Below are 19,037 nucleotides of genomic sequence, written 5' to 3' on the forward strand. Positions count from 1 at the left end.
GTGCCCGCAGCGGCTATGGCTAGGGACAAGCCCGGACCAAGGCCCGGGGCCGCTTCATGGAGTGGGCCCCGGGCCGATCGCTCGTGAGAGTATGAACGCATGAGCGATCCGAACGACACTCAGGCAACGGGCGGGCTTCCCGTTGACGGCGATTCCGAGGACACCCCCATGGAGGGGACGCCCGTGGACAACGGAGGGCCCGCAGTCGACGGTTCACTTGGTGGCGCGCGTGCGCCCGGCAACCAGCCTGGGCAGGGCGGCAAGCCCCGCGGCAGCAACCTGCATGACCTTGTGGACGAACCGGCCAAGGTGATGCGGATTGGCACCATGATCCGGCAGCTCCTTGAAGAGGTGAAGTCCGCCCCGCTGGATGACGCTGCCCGCGGGCGGCTCGCCGAAATCCATGAGCGTTCCATCAAGGAGCTCGAGGACGGCCTGGCGCCGGAGCTGGTGGCGGAGCTGGAGCGCATCAGCCTGCCCTTCACCGAGGACGGAGCGCCCTCCGATGCCGAGCTCCGGATTGCCCAGGCGCAATTGGTGGGCTGGCTAGAGGGCCTCTTCCACGGCATCCAGACGGCCCTCGCCGCCCAGCACGCAGCCCGCGAACATGCGGCCGCCCAACTGCAGATGCGCCAGCTTCCCCCGGGTACGGTCATCGCCCCCGGCGTCATCATCGGCGAGAACGGAGAACCACAGCGTGCCCCTGCCGGGCAGCACCAGCAGCCCCAGGGCAAACCCGGCCAGCGCGAAGACCCGGACCATGGTCCGGGCCAGTACCTCTAAGGCCGCGGTTGGGCTTTTTCAGCGCCGCCCGGCAGGGGCGGAAGGATGACGCGGAACTCGGCCGGGGCCTGTGGCGCCGCGCCCACGACCGCTTCCAGCGCGGCCTGGACCGGTTCCACCAGGTCCTGGAGGGGGTTGAGGACGACCAGCTCTACGACGAACTGGTGGAAATAGCCAACAGCCTGGCGGCCCTGCTGGTCCGGGTCCGGGCCATCTGCATGGAGGCTCAGCGGCGTTCACCCAGTGACGGGCTGGACATTCCGGACTCGCTTTCCGCCGTCCACCGTGCCCTGTCCAAAGCCGGAAATTCGTTGGCCACCACGGCGGAAGCCGCCGCGATGCTCCGCCTCGCCGTCGGTCCGGTTCCGGTCGGAGCTGCTTCCGTACGGAGGCGCGCCGAGGCGGTCTTCCAGCAGATTGGCGAAGCCGAGGCGGCCCTCGGTGCGTCCGGCACCCCGCCGGGGGAGGCCTCGGAAATTCCGGGTTAAGCGCCTGGCTTAGTTGCCCTTGTTCGACTGCTTCCTGCGGACCAGGTTTGGCAGGATGAGTCCATGACACTTTCACCGACTCTGACTTTCAACGACGGAAACACCATCCCCCAGCTCGGCTATGGCGTGTGGCAGGTTGAGGACGACGTAGCGGAGAAGGTGGTCCGCCTGGCGTTCGAAGCCGGCTACCGCCACATCGACACCGCAAAAATCTACGGCAACGAGGCAGGCGTGGGCCGTGCGATCGCTTCCTCCGGGCTGTCCCCGGAGGAACTGTTCATCACCACCAAGCTGTGGAACTCGGATCAGGGCTATGAATCCACGCTGGCTGCCTTCGAGGATTCGATGGACCGGCTGGGCCTGGAAACCCTGGACCTGTACCTCATCCACTGGATGCAGCCGAAGCAGGACAAATACGTGGACACGTGGAAGGCCCTGATCGAGCTGCAGAAGCGCGGCCGGGTCCGCTCCATCGGCGTCTCCAACTTCACGGCAGAGGGCCTGCAGCGGCTGATCGACGAGACCGGCGTTGTCCCGGCCATCCACCAGATCGAGCTGCACCCGTATTTCGGCCAGCGTGAGTTGCGCGAGTTCGGTGCGGCCAAGGGGATCCTGACCCAGGCCTGGTCGCCGCTGGGACAGGGCGGGGAACTGCTGGAGGACCCCACCGTGGCGGACATCGCCGCCAAGCACCAGGCCACTCCAGCGCAGGTAGTCATCGCGTGGCACCTGGCCATCGGCAACGTGGTGATCCCCAAGTCCGTGACGGAATCACGGATCCGGGAAAACTTCGCCGCCCTGGACGTCACCCTGGACGCCGGCGACATTGAAGCGATCAACAAGCTCGACCGCACGCCTGCGGGTGAGGGCAGGATCGGGCCCGACCCGGCAGTCTCCGACTTCGCCTAGGTGCTGTGACCCATTAGGTGCTGTGATCCGGTAGGTGCCTTGAACCAGGCGGCTGCTACTAGGCGGCGACGCGGCCCAGTTCCACCGGAACGGCGTCGATCACGGCCCAGCCGTCCTGGTCGCGGCAGTTCCGGCTGGCGAAGCACTCGGCCTCGGCCAGGGTGTCAAAAACCTCGGAGCGGGCACGGCCGCAGTCAGCGTCGAAGTACGTGACGTGAAATTCCTGTACGGGTTGGTTCTCCATAAATCCAGTGTGCAACCGGGGTCTGACATTTTGAGGAATCAGCTCCGCGTGTTGTCGAACCGGAGCACCCGCTCCTGCGCCAGCATGGCGGTACGCGCTGCTTTATCAGCCGCGCGTACCGCCTGTTTTGCTTCTGCGGAGGTATTGCCCAGAGCACGGCGCAGCCGCTCCAGCTCCTCGTCGGCAGCCTTGAGCCGGTTCCGGAGCGCCGAGGTCTCTTCCTGAAGAGCCGCCACGCGGTTCCGGGTTTCCTCGGCGTTGGCTTGAAGTTCGGCGGCACGGGCAGCGGCCTCCTCCTCCGCAGCCTGGGCTTCTGCCAGCGCGATCCGGGCTTTCTCGAGGGCGCTGGGGGACGGTGGCCGCGGCGCCTGCCGGACCGCCTCCAGCCGCGGCTTAGTAGGCACGGGCGGCTTTGCGGGATCGCCGCGGGTTGCGGCCCCGCGCCCTGCGGCCCCATGCTTTCTGGCTGGCCCCCCGGAGGCGGGTGCCGGCGTCGGGCGTTCCTTCATCCGTGTCCTGGCAGGCACTCCTTTGGCAGGAACACCTTTGACAGGCACAGGGGGCAGGTCCGGCTCCGGCAGGACCGACGGAACCGCGACGGACCCAGCGATGTCTACGGCATTGACGCCGTCGGCGGTCAGTGTCTTGAGCAGCCTGCCGCTCCGGACCGCGACGGCAGCGCCCGGGTCGGCGGTCAACGCGCGGAGGGTCTCTTCGACGTCGCCGGCCATGGTCCCGCTGATGCTCCGGCCGTGTTCTTCGGCCACTTTTCGTGCCGTATCCGCGGCGGCGGAAAGCATCGTCCTGCGCTCACGGGCCAATTCACGGAGGCTGGCCGCATCCAGGGCCGACTGGGCTGCTTGCATCCGGTGTCCCACGTCCGCCAGTTCCTCCACCACGCCCGGCTCGTGACGCGCCAGCATGTTCACTGCCCAGGCGGCCACCGACGGCTTGGGCAGCGCGCGGACGGCCGCGGCAAGGACTTTATCCCATCCGGCTGCCTCCTTCGCGGCAGCGGCGCGGGCGGCAATGAAATCGCCCAGCGGGAGGGCATAGAGCCCCTCCGCGATCTCCGCCAGCGACTGGTCATCCATGGACGCCATCATAGGCACAGGGGTCTGGCGGACTCCGTGGCCGCCATGCGCGACGGGAAGCTGACGCCTGCGGTCCCGGCCAGGGTTTAGCGGTTCGGTTTCGACGCGGATCCCTGTTTTCGACGCGCATGTGCGCCTGCGCGGCTTTTATATGAGGTGCGCCGGCGCACATCCGCAGCGGGAACAACTTTGCGCGTCGAAAACGCCAGCGCCGGCCCCAGCCAAACGCCCCTTAACCAGCGAAAGACCCCCTGGAACCAAAGTTCGAGGGGGTCTTGCCCGAGCTTCCTATCAGAATCGAACTGATGACCTTTTCATTACGAGTGAAACGCTCTACCGACTGAGCTAAGGAAGCACCGCGTGAATTTCCCGGTGGAACCGGGCCGTTCATGCAAGAGTCAACTGTAATAGAGTCCCCGCACCGGGGTCAAAACGGACCCGGTCCTGCCAGGCAAGGCTCAGCAGACCGTGTTGTCAGCCGGCGACTTCCCGCTCACCAGGTAGGCGTCCACCGGGTCCTCGATGCAGGTGTTGGACCGGCCATAGGCGGTGTGGCCCTCACCTTCCCAGGTCATGAGCACGGCGTTGCCCAGCTGCTTGCGCAGGGAGGCCGCCCACTCCACCGGGGTGGCGGGGTCGCCGGTGGTGCCAATCACGACGATTGGGGTGTCGCCCGTGTACTCCACCGGCGCCGGCGTCCGGACGCTCTTGTGCGGCCAGTCGGCGCAGTTGGTACCGCCGTAGGCGAAGAAGTAGCCCAGCGTCGGTGAGTCCTGCATGAGGCGCCGCTGCTCTGCCCGCATGGCATCGGCGTCGGTCTCCATGGGGTAGTCCAGGCAGTTGATCGCATTGAACGCGAACGTGGAGTTGGAGGTGTAGGAGCCGTTGGAGGACCGGTCGGCACCGATGTCGGCCAGACGGAGCATCAGGCTGACGTCGCCGTTCAACGCCGCCTCAATGGCCTGGGTCAGTGCAGGCCAGCTCTCGTCGTTGTAGAGCGGCGTTATCAATCCGCTGACGAACATCGTGGCGTTGACCAGCCGGCCGTCCTTGGCCTTCTGCGGGTTCTGCTGAATCCCATTGATCAGGTCCCGGATCAACTGCACGCCCGAATCCACGTCCCCGCCCAGCGGACAGCCGTCGTCCTGCTGACAGTCCGCCACGTAGGACCTGATGGCCTTTTCGAATGCCCGGGCCTGGCCGCGGGTGAGTTCCTCGTTGCTGATGGAGGGGTCCAGGGCGCCGTCCAGCACCATACGGCCCACCTGGTCCGGGAAGAGCGAGGCATAAGTGGAGCCCAGGAACGTCCCATAGGAGTAGCCCAGGTAGTTGAGTTTGGCGTCGTTCACCACGGCACGCAGGATGTCCAGGTCCCGGGCCGAACTCTCGGTGTCGATGTGCGCCAGCGCCGGGCCCGTCTGCTCCTTGCACTGCGACGCGATGGCCTTGTTGTCCGCCAGCGCAGCGGCGAGTCCTGCGTCCGTGTCGAGGTCGTAGATCTTCGCCCGGGCAGCGTCCCGTTCGGCGTCCGTCATGCACGTAACCGGCGCTGACCGCTTGACGCCGCGAGGGTCGAAGCCCACCAGGTCGTACGCGTCCCGGACCGGCTGGGAAAAGTGCGTGAGCGCGGCGTCCTTGACGAAGTCGTATCCCGAGGCGCCCGGCCCGCCCGGGTTGATCAGGAGGCTCCCCTTTTTCTTGCCCGTGCTGGGAGCCCGGAGGGCGGCAATCTCGATGGACTCGCCGTCGGGGTTGCCGTAATCCATGGGAACGGTCACTGTGGTGCACTGGAAGTCTTCCTCACAGGGCTCCCACACCACCTCCTGGGAGTAGAACTCCTCCAGGCCTTCGGGGGCGCCCGCCACGATCGACGGGTCGGCCTTGGCAGTGGCCGGTTCCCCCCGCTCCTCTCCGCCGCCCAGCAAGCTGCACGATGCCAGAACCATGGTCAGGGCCAAGGCCCCAGCAGCGCGCAGGCCGCGACCCATGGAGGCATGGCCGGTGGCGCCGCCGGCCGGGAATCGGTGCCGGGCTGCGGATGGACGGGCAGTCATCGGGTCTCCTTGGAAGGTCAGATCAGGCTGGCTGCCATGGACTCTATGGTCAACAGCGGTGCAACGTTGGTGGTGGTGATGCGTTCGCGGGCTTTGTTGATGGCGTCCATCCGGGCGAGCGTGGTTTCCGGTGTGGAGCGGCCGGCGAACTCTTCCAGTTCACTCCTGAGTTCAACGTTCACCAGTTCCACGGCGTTCCCCAGCTGGATGATCAGCACGTCGCGGTAAAAGGACAACAAATCAGTCAGGGTCCGGTCCAGCGAGTCTGTGATGGACCGCTTGGCCCGCCGCTTCTGGTCCTCTTCCAGCTGCTTCACCTGGCTGCGCATGGCCGGGGGCAGGGTGCCCGTTTCCGGTGCACCCAGGGTGGCCAGGAGCGCTGCCTTCTCCGCTGCGTCCCGTTCTTCGTTGGAGCTGGTGGCCTCCGCAGTGGCGATCTTGACCAGTTTCTCGGCCATCATCACCGCGGCGGTGACCCCGCGCAGTCCCAGCGGAAACCGGACGGTCTCCAGGCGCCGCGCCCGGGCATCGGGATCGCGCGCCAGGCGCCGGGCAATTCCCACATGGCTCTGTGCCGCACGCGCCGCGCGTTCAGCCAGGGCCGGTTCCACGCCGTCGCGCTTTACCAGCAGGGCGGCAACGTCCGACGCCGGCGGCAGGCGGAGTGCCGCACTGCGGCACCGCGAGCGGATGGTTACCAGAACGTCTGCGGGCGACGGCGCACACAGCATCCATACGGTCCGCGGCGTAGGTTCCTCGATCGCCTTGAGCAGCACGTTGGTGGTCCGCTCCGCCATCCGGTCGGCGTCCTCCACCACGATGATCCGCCAGCGGCCGGAGGAGGGGCGGTTGCCGGCGGTGGCCACGAGTTCACGGGCCTCGTCGATGGTGATGGTGACCTTTTCGGTGCGGACGAAGGTCACGTCCGAGTGGGTCTCGCCAAGGATCGTCAAGCAGGCGGCGCAGGTGCCGCAACCGCGCCGGGTGACGTCCTCCTGGTCGCAGTTCAGCGCCGCTGCAAAGGCCTTCGCGGCGTTCGAGCGCCCTGAACCGGGCGGCCCGGTAAACAGCCAGGCGTGCGTCAGCCCGTCACCGCTGGAGGCCTGGCGCAGTTGCTCGACGACGGCCGGCTGGCCCTGAAGGTCATCCCAGACGGTCATGTGCCACCTCCGGAGTCCGGGCCGAGGAGGGAGTCCACCCTCGCCAGGATGCGCCCGGCGAGCTCGTCGACGGGAAGGTGGGCAGGAAGCACCAGATAGGCCTCCGGGCGCTCCTTGGCAAGCTTCAGGAACGCCGCGCGGATCTCTGCGTGGAAGCCGTCGGCCTCGGACTCCATCCGGTCCTCGGCCGCGTCTCCGGCGGTCCGGCGGCTGCGGCCTACGCCGGGTTCCACGTCCAGCAGTACTGTCAGCTGCGGTGCCAGGCCGGAGGTTGCCCACTCGTTCAGGGTACGGACGGCCTCGGACCCGAGCCCGCGGCCGGCCCCTTGGTAGGCAACGGAGGAGTCGATGTAACGGTCCGTGAGCACGATCCTGCCGCGCTCCAGGGCGGGCCGGATAACCTGTTCGGCGTGCGCTGCCCGTGAGGCCGCGAAGATCAGGGCCTCGGTCCGGGCGTCGATGTGGCCGTGTCCGTGGTCCAGCACCAGGGAGCGGAGCTTCTCGCCGATGGGGGTACCGCCCGGCTCACGCGTCCGGAGCACGGAAAGGCCACGGGATTCCAGGGTTTCAGCCAGTCGCGCCGCCTGCGTGGACTTGCCTGCGCCGTCGCCGCCTTCAAACGCGATGAAGAGTCCGGCCCTTGATGTGCTCACTGCTTAAGCCTACCGATCCGCACCGGCTTTCCGGGACGGGCTGTGGGTAAGGCCGGAGCTGTCATCGCTTTCCGGCCTGTCGGGCATGGACAGTACCCTGTCAGCATGAGCCTTTCCGAACAGCATGCCGCTGGCCTCTCCGCCGAGACGATGGTGGTTGCCGCGGGCCGCCCCGCCCGGGAACGGGACCAGCCGGTAAACCCACCGATCGTCCTGTCCTCCACATACTTCGGCACAGGTCCCCTGGGCGACGGCGACCGCGGCTACGGGCGCTACTCGAACCCCACCTGGGACCCGTTCGAGGAGGCGCTCGGCCAGCTCGAGGGTTCGGAACTGCCCGCGCTCCTTTACGCGTCCGGGTTGGCGGCTGTCAGTTCTGCCCTCTCCCTGGTCCCGGCCGGGGGAGTGTTGGTCATGCCCACGCACAGCTACGCCGGCTCATTGGTCATGGCCACCGAGCTGGCGCAGAAGGGTGCACTGGAACTCCGCACCGTGGACATCGCAGACACTGCCGCTGTGAAGGCGGCGCTGGCCCCTGCCGGGCCGGACGCGAGGGCGGCGTCCATGCTCTGGCTGGAAAGTCCCACCAACCCAATGCTGGGGATCGCCGACATCCCGGCACTCACCGCAGCGGCCCACGCCGCCGGCGCCATCGTGGTCACCGACAATACCTTTTCGACCCCCCTCGTGCAGCAGCCGCTGAAGCTGGGGTCCGACGTCGTCCTCCACTCGGTGACCAAGTACCTCGCCGGTCATTCCGACGTCGTCCTTGGCGCCCTGGTGACATCCAACCCGGACATCCGCGCGGCACTGCTGCACCACCGCACCATCCATGGCGCCATCGCCGGGCCCTTCGAAGCGTGGCTAGCGCTTCGGGGCCTGCGGACTTTGGCCCTGCGGGTGGAGCGTTCCCAGGCATCTGCCATGGTCCTTGCAGAGCGGCTGAGCGGCGAGGCGCGGGTCGGGTCCGTGCGTTTCCCGGGGCTTCCCGGAGACCCGGGCCACGAACGCGCCAAGGCACAGATGACCGGCTTCGGGTCCATCGTGTGCATCGAACTCGCTTCGAGCTCCGGGCAAAACGGCGCCGAAGCCGCGGACCAGCTGGTCCGGGCGACTGAACTCTGGCTGCCGGCCACATCGCTGGGCGGAGTGGAATCGCTCATCGAACGCCGGCGCCGGCACACCGCGGAGCCGGAGAGCGTCCCGGAGAACCTGGTCCGGCTGAGTGTCGGCGTCGAGAACGTCGAGGACCTGTGGGCGGACTTGAAGCAGGCGCTGGGCCGGCTGGACGGCTAGGCTTGTTCCGTGGACGTTGATCTGATGATTGGGTTTGTTGAACGGACGATTTTCCTGATCCTGGCCGTAGTCGCGGTCGGGCTGGAGCTGTGGGCGCTGGTGGACTGTGCCCGGCACCGGGCCAACGCATTCGAGGCCACCGGCAAGCGCACCAAGGGTTTCTGGCTGGCACTGACCGGTGGCTCCGCCCTGATCGGCGTCATCTCGCTTCTCAGCAGCGGAGGGGGCATCTTCGGCACACTGGGGCTGTTTGGCCTCGCCGCCGTCGTCGCTGCGTCCGTATACCTCGCAGATGTCCGTCCTGCCGTCAAGGACGCAGGCCGCGGCGGCAGCCGGAACATGGGCCCGTACGGGCCCTGGTGATCCCCACCGGCACCCTAGGCTCGCAAGCTCGCCCAGGGAACCCTGCCGGCGTGGGCCCAACCGGCCCTTAGGCTCGCAAGCTCGCCCAGGGAACCCTGCCGGCGTGGGCCCTTAGGCCGGCGGCGCTACGGCTTCCCAGCCGACGGTCAGTTCGCCAAGCCGCCAGCGCGCTGGCCCGTCCTGCACAGGCCAGCCGGCGGCGCGCAACGCGAGGCACATTCCCTGCCATCGCTGCCGGTTTCCGAAGGCGCCCAGCGGCGCGCACTCCAGCCACGCCCGGTCCATGGCCTGCAGGAACGCGTGGACCGGTTCGCCCGGAACGTTCCGATGGATGAGTGCTTTGGGCAGCCGCTCCGCGACCTCCGAGGGTAAGGCGAAACTTCCGAACCGAACGGACAAGCTGAGCGAGAGCGGGCGCTCGGAATCCAGCGCCACCCATGCCACGCGGCGGCCGATCTCATCGCACGTTCCATCGATGAACAGCCCCTCCGGAGCGAGGCGTCCCTGCACCAGCCGCCAGATTCCGGCGACATCCGCCTCCTCGTACTGCCGCAGCACGTTGAAGGCGCGCACCAGGACCGGCCGGCCGGCAACGGGAAGTTCGAAACCGCCCACCCGGAAGCTCAGGCCGGGGCGTTCCAGCGGCAGGGCGTCGCGGACCCGCTCGGGCTCGATTTCGATGCCGAAGACACGCACATCCGGACGCACGGCGGCCAGGCGGGTATGAAGTTCGACGGCAGTGGCAGGCGTCGCGCCGTAGCCCAGGTCCACCACCAGCGGGTCAGCCGCGGCGCGGAGGCGCCAGGCCTGCGGTCCGGTAACCCAACGGTCCACCCGCCGCATCCGGTTGGGGTTGGTGGTGCCGCGGGTAATGTTCCCCACCGGCCGGCCATGGCCGCCCTGCACCCGCTCAGCCTTTTGCACCACCGTGCCACCTTATCGTGGCAGTGCCAGCTGAGGCCGCGTAACGCCCGGCAGCGCCCGCAACTGCTCGGCTAGGATGAAAATCATGACTTACAAGCTGATTTTGCTGCGCCACGGCCACAGCGAATGGAACGCCAAGAACCTGTTCACCGGCTGGGTGGATGTCGACCTGAACGACCAGGGCCGCGAGGAAGCAGCACGCGGCGGTGAGCTGCTGGTGGAGAACAACGCTCTGCCGGATGTGCTGTACACCTCCCTGCTCAAGCGCGCCATCAACACGGCCAACATCGCCCTGGACAAGGCCGACCGCGGCTGGATTCCGGTCAAGCGCGACTGGCGCCTCAACGAACGCCACTACGGCGCCCTGCAGGGCAAGGACAAGGCCCAGACGCTCGCCGAATACGGGGAAGAGCAGTTCATGGAGTGGCGCCGCTCCTACGACACTCCGCCGCCGCCCCTGGATGACAGCTCCGAGTTCTCCCAGGCCAACGACCCCCGGTACGCCGGCCTGGGCGACGACCTGCCCCGCACTGAATGCCTCAAGGATGTACTGGTCCGGCTGCTGCCGTACTGGGAGTCGGACATCAAGGAAGACCTGAAGGCCGGCAAGACCGTCCTGGTCACCGCCCACGGCAACTCCCTCCGCGCCCTGGTCAAGCACCTGGACGGCATCAGCGACGAAGCCATCGCCGGCCTGAACATCCCCACCGGCATCCCGCTGGTGTACGACCTGGACGAGAACTTCAAGCCGGTCAACCCCGGTGGAACCTACCTCGACCCCGAGGCGGCAGCAGCCTCCATCCAGGCCGTGGCAAACCAGGGCAAGAAGTAACCCAGGCCCGGCAGGAACTGGATTTAACGGCGTACGACGACGGGCTGGTCACCCAGGTGACCAGCCCGTCGTCGTACGTTGCTCAGGGGAGCCGTGGCTTAGCTGTGTTCGGTACCGGTCGGCTGCCATGCTCCGGTAACCAGGTATGTCACCTTTTGCGCGACGGAGACGCCGTGGTCCGCGAAGCGTTCGAAGTACCGGCTGGCAAGGGCCACGTCCACGGTGGTCGCGGGCGATTCGTTCCACTCCGGGGCTGCGATGGCCTTGAAGACGCTCAGGTGCAGGTCGTTGATGGCGGTGTTGGCCTTGAGGATATCCCGCGCCACCTCGAGGTCGCGGGTCTCCAGCAGCACGGTCAGCTTGTCGGCGATCTCCTGGTCCAGTTCAGCCATGCGGTTGAACGTCTCCGTCATGGATGCGGGGATCACCGTGGAGGGGTAGCGAAGGCGGGCCAGCTGGGCGATGTGCCGGGCAAGGTCACCCATGCGCTCAAGGGAGGCGCTCATGCGCAGCGATCCAACGATCATCCGCAGGTCGCTGGCAACAGGCCCCTGCAGCGCAAGGATGTCGATGGCGCGCTCGTCCAGGCTGTTCTGCAGGAAGTCGATCCGCGCGTCGGCAGCGATGACGTCCTGGGCCAGATCCACATCCGCTACCTGGAACGAGGTGGTTGCCTTCTCCATCGCTTCGCTGACCAGGCGGGAGATTTCCACCAGCTGGTCACCGACCTGGGTGAGCTCTTCCTGAAAAACCTTACGCACGTGGGCGTCCTTTCTTCGGAACTCCCACCGGCCGCGTCCACGGCGGCAGGAATCGTATCGCCGTTAGGCACTCCAACTCGTTACCCTGCCAGTATGGGGTAAACGGTTAAGTCCTTGCAGATGAACGTTAGTTGAACCGTCGGTCCGGGCGGGCCTGACTCGCCGGTAAGGCAAATTTCAGCGCATAAGGTGGACCTGTGGATCCTATGCTAATCGGCCTGCTGGCCGGCCTCGTTGGCCTGGCGCTTGGCACCTTCGGCGTGCTGGCCTACCGGGTCAGCGAAAAACAGCGCCAAATCCTCGACGTCGGCTCCGACGAGGTCTCGCTGCCTGCCGGCGCCGCCGAGGTGCTGGCCGTCGTCGGCCGCGCTTTCGTAGTGGTTGATGCCGTGGACGGCGTGGTCCGCGCCAGCCCGGCAGCGTACGCGTACGGCCTGGTCCGCGGGCACACCGTCGTGCACAAGGAACTGCTGGACATGACGGCGGGAGTCCGCCGGGACGGCGTGATCCTGGAAAAGCAGCTTGAACTGCCCCGCGGTCCGCTGGGGCAGGGAACCATCATCGTCCAGGTCCGGGCCGCGGTGCTGGGGGAGGAATACATCCTGCTCCTGGCCGACGACCGGACCGAAATCACCCGCACCGAAGAAATCCGCAACGACTTCGTGGCCAACGTGTCCCACGAACTCAAGACCCCGGTTGGTGCCATTTCCCTCCTGGCCGAAGCCCTGGAATCGTCCGCCGATGATGAACTGGCCGTTCGGCGCTTCGCCAAGCGCATGCACAAGGAATCCGGTCGGCTGGCCGCATTGGTCCAGGACATCATCGAACTGTCCCGGCTACAGGGCGCCAGCGTCACCCAGCAGGGCGGCCCGGTGGATGTGAACGCCGTGATTGCGGAGGCCGTGGACCGTTCCCAGCTGCCGGCGGAGAGCAAGAACATCAGCATCGTGGTGGGCGGCCGGGCCGAAGGAACGGTGTTCGGAGACCAGGACCTGTTGGTCACCGCCCTGCGCAACCTCATCGACAACGCAATCCGCTACTCGCCGCCCAACACCCGGGTCGGAATCGGCGTCCGGACCAAGGACGGGCTGGTGTCCATTTCAGTCACCGACCAGGGGGAGGGCCTCAGCGCCGAGGACCAGGAACGCGTCTTTGAGCGCTTCTACCGGGTGGATTCGGCCCGGTCGCGGCATACGGGCGGCACCGGACTGGGCCTGAGCATCGTCAAGCACGTGGCCTCCAACCACGGCGGCGAAGTGACCCTCTGGTCCCAGCCCGGTCACGGCTCCACGTTCACCCTGCGCCTGCCGGAAATGGAAGGGCAGGAAACGGCCGAGCTCCTGCCACCGGCACCGGAAGCCGTCTCCGGTCCGCCCGAGCTGGCCAATGCCGAGTCCACCGAAAAACGAGTACCCAGCGCCCCCGGCGCGAAAAAACGAGGAGCTAGCGCTTGAGCAGGATCTTGATTGTCGAGGACGAGGAGTCGTTCAGCGATCCCTTGTCCTATTTGCTGGGCAAAGAGGGGTTCGAAGTGGAGGTGGTGGACAACGGCCTGGAAGCCATCACCGAGTTTGACCGGAACGGCGCCGACCTGGTGCTCCTGGACCTGCAGCTGCCCGGCCTGTCCGGAACCGAGGTGTGCCGCCAGCTCCGGCAGCGTTCATCCGTTCCGGTGATCATGCTGACCGCCAAAGACTCGGAAATCGACAAGGTGGTGGGCCTGGAGCTTGGAGCCGACGACTACGTCACCAAGCCGTATTCCTCCCGGGAACTCGTCGCGAGGGTACGGGCGGTCCTGCGCCGGCAGGGCGAACCCGAAGAACTGGTCTCCGCCACGGTCCAGGCTGGTCCGGTGCGGATGGACGTCGAGCGGCACGTTGTCAGCGTGGACGGCGAACAGGTGCTTCTGCCCTTGAAGGAGTTCGAGCTGCTGGAAATGCTGCTGCGCAATTCCGGCCGGGTCCTGACGCGCGGGCAGCTGATCGACCGGGTGTGGGGCTCGGACTACGTAGGGGACACAAAGACCCTTGATGTCCACGTGAAGCGCCTCCGCGGCAAGATCGAACCGGACCCGTCAGCGCCACGGTACCTGGTGACCGTGCGCGGGTTGGGCTATAAGTTCGAGCCGTAGGAACAGCAGGGCATAAGGAAAGGGAGGGGCCGGCGGCCCCTCCCTTTCCTTGTCTGCGCCTCAGCAATAGTGCTTAGTGGCCCGTGGAAGCGCTCTCGGACGGCGAAGCGGTGGGTTCAGCTGACTCGGTCGGTTCGCTGCCGGCAGGCAGGTAGTCCTTGTACTCGTTCAGGGTGGCGTCCAGCACCGGCACCTTGACGGTGTTGCTGACGTTGGTGCCGTCTTCGCTGACTTCCATGTCCACCAGGGACCCCGGCTTCCCGCCGGTGGTGTCCAGGACGACTTCGTCGGTGGTGTCGTTCAGCAGCGTGTAGGAGTTGGCCTTGACGGGAACTTCGGCCTCGGAACCCTCGGCGCCGCTGATCTTCAGCGTGACATCCTTGGACGAATTGTTGTACACGGCGCCGATCAGCCGGCCCGGCTGGTCCTCGCCCGCGGAGACGACCAGGATGTTCCGCAGTTTCAGCGGGCCCAGGTCAGTGCGGATACCGTCCGAGGAGGAGTACTGGTGGGTGGTCTGCTGGGGCGTGATGTAGCTGCAGCCTGCAGTCAGCAGGCCCATGCCGATGGCGGCAGCCGTCAATGCCAGTTTGCCGCGCTGGGCCCGGTTCGTCGCAGTGAAACGCACGTCACGTACTCCTTGTGAGGGGTTGGAACATTAATCACGCATAGCCTATCGGCAAACCCGTCGAATCAAGGATTCGGGACCGTCACATCCTCCTTGGCAGCACCCGCCGCATGCACTATTATCCGCGTTCGTCAAGGGGGTTGGGGGTGCGGATTGTGCCCAATTTCCGCGTATTTTCGCGGTTCCAGGGCCCTCGCCAGGCCGGGCATATGCCTTAATCGTGATAAACTGGTCTGCGGGAAAGGGGAAATGTCCACATGGTATTTGAGGTCGGCGAGACAGTAGTTTACCCTCACCACGGTGCTGCGAAGATTGAGGAAATCAAGATGCGCACCATCAAGGGCGAAGAGAAAATGTATCTCAAGCTCAAGGTGGCTCAGGGTGATCTGACCATTGAAGTTCCAGCAGAAAACGTTGACCTTGTTGGGGTTCGGGACGTAGTGGGCAAGGAAGGTTTGGAGCACGTATTCGACGTCCTCCGCGCCGAGTTCACCGAAGAGCCCACCAACTGGTCGCGCCGGTACAAGGCAAATCTGGAGAAGCTTGCTTCCGGTGACGTCATCAAGGTGGCTGAGGTTGTCCGCGACCTGTGGCGCCGTGATCACGACCGGGGCCTTTCCGCAGGCGAGAAGCGAATGCTGGCCAAGGCACGGCAGATTCTGATTTCAGAACTGGCGCTGGCCGAGAAGACCGACGAGGAGAAGGCTGCAAGCGTTCTCGACGAGGTCCTGGCTTCCTAAGAATCGAACCCCGGCGGCACGCGGTGCCGCCGGGGCTTCTTTTTGCCCAATTCCGTCCGGTCCGGGCTGCGCGCCTACCGGCGACGTAGGCTTGTGCCCATGACTGAAACACCCAACCGCCTGGTCACAGCGGTGATTCTCGTGGCCGCAGGTTCCGGACAACGGCTCGGCTACGGCATGCCCAAGGCCTCTGTGCCCCTGGGCGGGGAGCCCATCCTGATGCATGCCCTGCGCGGCATTGTTTCGTCCGGTACGGCCAGCCAGGTCTGCGTTGTGCTTCCAGCCGGGGATGACGCGCTGCGGAAGCTTTGCGCGGATTTCCAGGAGGAACTGGCCGACGGCGGCCCGCTACTGAGCGTTGTCGACGGCGGGGCCACCAGGGCTGATTCCGTCCGGGCCGGCTTCGAGGCCCTGATGGACGGAATCGAAGCTGTCCTGGTCCACGACGCGGCGCGGGCGTTGACCCCGGAGACCGTCTTCCACCGTGTGGCCGACGCCCTGGCTGCCGGCGCCGAAGCCGTGATTCCCGCCGTCGCAGTCGTGGATACGGTCAAGACCGTGGCGCCCACACAGGGGCCGGACGCTGCGGTAGCACCCGAATTGGTCACCGGCACCGCCCCCCGCGAAGAGCTGCGCGCCGTCCAGACCCCACAGGGCTTCCGGGTGGAAACCCTCCGTCACGCACACCGTGCGGCCCGGGACCTGGAACCGGAGCAGGCGGCGGCGGTCACGGACGACGCGATGCTCGTGGAGATGACCGGTACTCCGGTACACGCAGTCCGGGGCTCCATCCAGTCCCTCAAAATCACCACTCCTCTGGACCTGATCTTCGCCGAAGGCCTGCTGGAAGGTCCCCTCGGCGCGCGTTGGGTGGAGGGATAGCCGTGGTGTTGCCGCGCACCGGAATCGGCGTCGACGTCCATGCCTTCGCCCCGGACGAAGCCCCCCGCCCGTTATGGCTTGCGGGGCTGCAGTGGGAAGGGGAACGGGGTCTGGCCGGGCACTCGGACGGGGATGCCGTCGCGCACGCGGCGGCCGACGCCCTCTTTTCCGCCGCCGGGATAGGAGACCTGGGCACGCACTTCGGCACGGACCGGCCCGAGTTCGCGGGCGCGTCCGGTACCACCCTCCTGGCAGAGGCGGCGCGGATTGTCCGGGCCGCCGGATTCGAGATCGGCAACGTCTCCGTGCAGCTGGTGGCCAACCGGCCCAAGTTCGGTCCCCGCCGGGAAGAAGCCCGCCGGGTGCTCAGCGAAGCCGCGGGGGCGGACGTCAGCGTCACAGCGACCACCAGCGACGGCCTGGGCTTCACCGGCAGGGGAGAGGGCATTTCCGCCGTCGCCACGGCTCTCGTCTATCCGGCAGCCGCCGCAGGTCCCACGGAGCCGTAGGCCACCGGGGGTTCCCATGGCCCCATCGGCTAATCTGGAGCGGTGACCCTGCGCTTCTATGACACTGCCTCCGCCGAAGTCCGGAACTTCGTCCCCCTCGTTCCCGGCAAGGCCAGCCTCTACTACTGCGGGGCCACGGTGCAGGGAATGCCGCACGTGGGCCATATCCGCTCCGCCATTGCCTTCGACCAGCTCACCCGCTGGCTGCAGTACCACGGCCTGCGCGTCACCGTGGTACGGAACGTCACCGACATTGACGACAAGATCCTGGCAAAGTCGGCCGAATCCTTCAGCCCGGCTTTCGAGGCGGGCCCGGACACTGTCCGGGAGGAGGAATGGTGGGCGCTGGCGTACCGCTACGAGCAGGAATTCCTCAAGGCCTACGACACGCTGGGTGTCTCCCGGCCCACCTACGAGCCGCGCGCCACCGGCCACATCCCGGAAATGCACGCCCTGATCGGGCAGCTGATCGACCGGGGCCACGCCTACCCGGCGACGGACGGGTCCGGGGACGTTTACTTCGACGTCCGCTCCTGGGCCAAGTACGGGTCGCTGACGCGCCAGAACATCGACGACATGCAGGCGGCCCCGGACGCCGATCCCCGGGGCAAGAAGGACCCGCGGGACTTCGCGCTCTGGAAGGGCCACAAGGAGGGGGAACCGACGACGGCGGGCTGGGATTCCCCGTGGGGCACCGGGCGGCCGGGCTGGCACCTGGAGTGCTCCGCCATGGTCACCAAATATCTCGGCACCGAATTCGACATCCATGGGGGCGGGCTGGACTTGCGGTTCCCGCACCACGAGAACGAGATGGCCCAGTCCCAGGCAGCCGGACACCCGTTCGCCAGCTTCTGGATGCACAACGGCATGGTGACCTACCAGGGCGAGAAGATGTCAAAGTCCATCGGCAACACCATCAGCCCCGCAGAAATGCTGGAACTGGCGCCGCCCCGGGTGGTCCGTTACTACCTGGGCCAGGCGCATTACCGCTCCGTGCTGGACTACCGGCCCACATCGCTGCAGGAGGCCGCGGCCGCCGTCGAACGCATCGACGGTTTCATCAACCGCGCCGTCCGAGCCCTGCCGCCCGGCGCGGCAGCCGCCTCCCTGGGCGGGGTCCCCGAGCAATTCGAGCGTGCCATGGACGACGACCTTAACGTCCCCCAGGCCCTTGCCGTACTCCATGACACGGTCCGGTCCGGCAATACTGCCCTGACCGAGGGCCGGTTGGAGGACGCCGGCGCGGCGCTTCACCAGGTGCGGGCCATGACCCGCGTGCTCGGCCTGGACGCTGCCGCAACAGGCCCCTCGGGCGGCGGCCCCGAAGCTGCCGCACTGGATGTCCTGGTGGAAGCCCAGCTGACCGCCCGCGCCCAGGCGCGCGCCGCCAAGGACTGGGCTGCCTCGGATGCCATCCGCGACACACTGAACCAGGCCGGCGTCGTGGTTGAGGACGGTCCGGACGGCGCCACGTGGAGCCTGAAGCGGGACTGAGGCGCGTTTTCCTGCCCGCAAGTCCACGCGATCCGGCGATTTCACATGGTTGCGTAGACTTGTAGGCAGACTCAGTCATCACAATCAAGGGTGGAACACATGGCCAACAATGGTCGCCGATCGGTTAAAGCGAAGAAGGGCCCAACCATCGGAACCGGTGGTCATGGCCGCAAGGCCCTGGAGGGCAAAGGCCCCACGCCCAAGGCGGAGGACCGCCCCTACCACAAGGCGCACAAGGCCAAGCAGCTGGCCGAGCGCTCGGCAGCCAAGCGCGGCACCGGTGCACGCAGCGCCGGCGCCTCGAAGTCCGGCCCCAAGGGCCGCGCCACGGAGGAAATGGTCACGGGCCGCAACTCGGTCGTGGAGGCGCTGCGCGCCGGCATCCCGGCGAAAGCCCTCCACGTGGCCATCCGGATCGAAATGGATGACCGGGTCAAGGAATCCCTGAAGCTCGCGGCCGAACGCGGCATCCCGCTCTTGGAAACGGGCAAGCCGGAGCTGGACCGGATGACCGAAGACGCCGTCCACCAGGGACTGGTCCTGCAGATTCCGCCGTACGACTATCAGGACGCCTACGAGCTCGCCGAGGAAACGGTGGAGAAATGGAAGAAGGGGCACATCGCCAACGCCCCGCTCTTCGTGGCCCTCGACGGCATCACCGACCCGCGGAACCTCGGCGCCATCATCCGCTCAGTGTCCGCTTTCAGCGGCCACGGCGTGATCGTTCCGGAGCGCCGCTCCGTGGGCGTGACCGCTTCGGCCTGGAAGACAAGCGCCGGCGCCGCAGTCCGCGTGCCCGTGGCCCGCGCTTCCAACCTCAACAACGCCCTGAAGCAGTTCAAGGGCATGGGCATCTACGTCCTGGGCCTGGACGGTGACGGTGACGTCTCGCTGCCCGACCTCACACTGGCCGCCGAGCCGGTATGCATCGTGGTGGGGTCCGAGGGCAAGGGCCTCAGCCGGCTGGTGCGGGAGAACTGCGACCAGATCGTCTCGATCCCCATCGATTCCGCCATGGAGTCGCTGAACGCATCGATGGCGGTGGGCATCTCGCTGTACGAGGTGTCCCGCCAGCGCGCCACCACGTAGCAG

21 protein-coding genes and 1 tRNA gene are annotated in these 19,037 nt (G+C 66.9%); 13 read left to right on the plus strand and 9 right to left on the minus strand.

Annotation, left to right across the window (positions count from 1 at the left end):
• Positions 1-99 precede the first annotated feature (99 nt).
• From ACFWIX_RS13905 to ACFWIX_RS13915, 3 genes are all read left to right on the plus strand, one after another.
• Positions 100-783, plus strand: coding sequence for a bacterial proteasome activator family protein (locus ACFWIX_RS13905; protein ID WP_377216719.1), 684 nt, complete (start codon positions 100-102; stop codon positions 781-783).
• An 8-nt stretch (positions 784-791) separates the two neighbouring features.
• On the plus strand, positions 792-1,271 hold the full coding sequence (locus ACFWIX_RS13910) for a hypothetical protein (RefSeq protein WP_377216720.1): 480 nt from the start codon (positions 792-794) through the stop codon (positions 1,269-1,271).
• 63 nt (positions 1,272-1,334) lie between these two features.
• Positions 1,335-2,180: an aldo/keto reductase gene (locus ACFWIX_RS13915; protein WP_377216721.1), complete on the plus strand. Its 846-nt coding sequence runs from the start codon at positions 1,335-1,337 to the stop codon at positions 2,178-2,180.
• Positions 2,181-2,238: 58 nt separating this feature from the next.
• On the opposite strand, the gene ACFWIX_RS13920 is transcribed toward ACFWIX_RS13915, so the two are convergent.
• The 6 genes from ACFWIX_RS13920 to tmk form a co-directional block, all read right to left on the minus strand.
• Entirely contained in the window at positions 2,239-2,424 is a 186-nt protein-coding gene (locus tag ACFWIX_RS13920; RefSeq protein ID WP_377216722.1) for a hypothetical protein, read from the minus strand.
• Positions 2,425-2,462: 38 nt separating this feature from the next.
• Positions 2,463-3,518: a hypothetical protein gene (locus ACFWIX_RS13925; protein ID WP_377216723.1), complete on the minus strand. Its 1,056-nt coding sequence runs from the start codon at positions 3,516-3,518 to the stop codon at positions 2,463-2,465.
• A 282-nt stretch (positions 3,519-3,800) separates the two neighbouring features.
• A tRNA-Thr gene (locus ACFWIX_RS13930) sits at positions 3,801-3,873 on the minus strand.
• A 103-nt stretch (positions 3,874-3,976) separates the two neighbouring features.
• Positions 3,977-5,572 carry an alpha/beta hydrolase gene (locus ACFWIX_RS13935; protein WP_377216724.1) on the minus strand — a complete coding sequence of 532 codons (1,596 nt, stop codon included), beginning with the start codon at positions 5,570-5,572 and terminating at the stop codon, positions 3,977-3,979.
• 17 nt (positions 5,573-5,589) lie between these two features.
• On the minus strand, positions 5,590-6,732 hold the full coding sequence (locus ACFWIX_RS13940; protein WP_377216725.1) for a DNA polymerase III subunit delta': 1,143 nt from the start codon (positions 6,730-6,732) through the stop codon (positions 5,590-5,592).
• Positions 6,729-7,385, minus strand: a complete 657-nt coding sequence (gene tmk, locus ACFWIX_RS13945) for a dTMP kinase (RefSeq protein WP_377216726.1) — start codon at positions 7,383-7,385, stop codon at positions 6,729-6,731. Before tmk ends, ACFWIX_RS13940 begins: the two co-directional genes overlap by 4 nt.
• Before the next feature lie 105 nt (positions 7,386-7,490).
• Between tmk and ACFWIX_RS13950 the strand changes: the two genes are divergently transcribed.
• Both ACFWIX_RS13950 and ACFWIX_RS13955 read left to right on the plus strand, forming a co-directional pair.
• The gene (locus ACFWIX_RS13950) at positions 7,491-8,681 is read left to right on the plus strand and encodes a trans-sulfuration enzyme family protein (protein WP_377216727.1); all 1,191 of its coding nucleotides are present in this window, start codon (positions 7,491-7,493) and stop codon (positions 8,679-8,681) included.
• A 24-nt stretch (positions 8,682-8,705) separates the two neighbouring features.
• Complete coding sequence (locus ACFWIX_RS13955; RefSeq protein ID WP_377216749.1) at positions 8,706-9,044, plus strand: DUF2516 family protein; 339 nt, start codon at positions 8,706-8,708, stop codon at positions 9,042-9,044.
• 111 nt (positions 9,045-9,155) lie between these two features.
• On the opposite strand, the gene ACFWIX_RS13960 is transcribed toward ACFWIX_RS13955, so the two are convergent.
• Positions 9,156-9,971 (minus strand): class I SAM-dependent methyltransferase, encoded by an 816-nt coding sequence (locus ACFWIX_RS13960; protein ID WP_377216728.1) that lies wholly within the window; start codon positions 9,969-9,971, stop codon positions 9,156-9,158.
• An 82-nt stretch (positions 9,972-10,053) separates the two neighbouring features.
• On the opposite strand from ACFWIX_RS13960, the gene ACFWIX_RS13965 reads away from it, so the two are divergent.
• The gene (locus tag ACFWIX_RS13965; RefSeq protein ID WP_377216729.1) at positions 10,054-10,800 is read left to right on the plus strand and encodes a phosphoglyceromutase; all 747 of its coding nucleotides are present in this window, start codon (positions 10,054-10,056) and stop codon (positions 10,798-10,800) included.
• A 98-nt stretch (positions 10,801-10,898) separates the two neighbouring features.
• On the opposite strand, the gene phoU is transcribed toward ACFWIX_RS13965, so the two are convergent.
• Positions 10,899-11,561 carry a phosphate signaling complex protein PhoU gene (gene phoU, locus ACFWIX_RS13970; RefSeq protein WP_377216730.1) on the minus strand — a complete coding sequence of 221 codons (663 nt, stop codon included), beginning with the start codon at positions 11,559-11,561 and terminating at the stop codon, positions 10,899-10,901.
• Between the two features lie 206 nt (positions 11,562-11,767).
• Here phoU and ACFWIX_RS13975 point away from each other — a divergent pair, with 206 nt between their 5' ends.
• Together ACFWIX_RS13975 and ACFWIX_RS13980 are read left to right on the plus strand one after the other, a co-directional pair.
• On the plus strand, positions 11,768-13,015 hold the full coding sequence (locus tag ACFWIX_RS13975; RefSeq protein ID WP_377216750.1) for a sensor histidine kinase: 1,248 nt from the start codon (positions 11,768-11,770) through the stop codon (positions 13,013-13,015).
• A complete protein-coding gene (locus tag ACFWIX_RS13980) occupies positions 13,012-13,692 on the plus strand; it encodes a response regulator (protein WP_377216731.1) in 681 nt (226 codons plus the stop codon). The genes ACFWIX_RS13975 and ACFWIX_RS13980 overlap by 4 nt, the downstream gene beginning before the upstream one ends.
• A 73-nt stretch (positions 13,693-13,765) precedes the next feature.
• On the opposite strand, the gene ACFWIX_RS13985 is transcribed toward ACFWIX_RS13980, so the two are convergent.
• Positions 13,766-14,320, minus strand: a complete 555-nt coding sequence (locus tag ACFWIX_RS13985; RefSeq protein ID WP_377216732.1) for a hypothetical protein — start codon at positions 14,318-14,320, stop codon at positions 13,766-13,768.
• A gap of 257 nt (positions 14,321-14,577) precedes the next feature.
• On the opposite strand from ACFWIX_RS13985, the gene ACFWIX_RS13990 reads away from it, so the two are divergent.
• From ACFWIX_RS13990 to rlmB, 5 genes are all read left to right on the plus strand, one after another.
• A complete protein-coding gene (locus ACFWIX_RS13990) occupies positions 14,578-15,060 on the plus strand; it encodes a CarD family transcriptional regulator (RefSeq protein ID WP_011690592.1) in 483 nt (160 codons plus the stop codon).
• Positions 15,061-15,159: 99 nt separating this feature from the next.
• Positions 15,160-15,942, plus strand: coding sequence for a 2-C-methyl-D-erythritol 4-phosphate cytidylyltransferase (ispD, locus tag ACFWIX_RS13995; RefSeq protein ID WP_377216733.1), 783 nt, complete (start codon positions 15,160-15,162; stop codon positions 15,940-15,942).
• A gap of 2 nt (positions 15,943-15,944) precedes the next feature.
• Positions 15,945-16,451, plus strand: coding sequence for a 2-C-methyl-D-erythritol 2,4-cyclodiphosphate synthase (gene ispF / locus ACFWIX_RS14000; protein WP_377216734.1), 507 nt, complete (start codon positions 15,945-15,947; stop codon positions 16,449-16,451).
• 42 nt (positions 16,452-16,493) lie between these two features.
• Positions 16,494-17,945, plus strand: coding sequence for a cysteine--tRNA ligase (cysS, locus tag ACFWIX_RS14005; RefSeq protein WP_377216735.1), 1,452 nt, complete (start codon positions 16,494-16,496; stop codon positions 17,943-17,945).
• Positions 17,946-18,044: 99 nt separating this feature from the next.
• Entirely contained in the window at positions 18,045-19,034 is a 990-nt protein-coding gene (gene rlmB, locus ACFWIX_RS14010) for a 23S rRNA (guanosine(2251)-2'-O)-methyltransferase RlmB (RefSeq protein ID WP_377216736.1), read from the plus strand.
• Positions 19,035-19,037 lie beyond the last annotated feature (3 nt).

Origin of the sequence: Pseudarthrobacter sp. NPDC058362 (assembly GCF_042723515.1) — a bacterium.
Classification (GTDB): Bacteria; Actinomycetota; Actinomycetes; order Actinomycetales; family Micrococcaceae; genus Arthrobacter.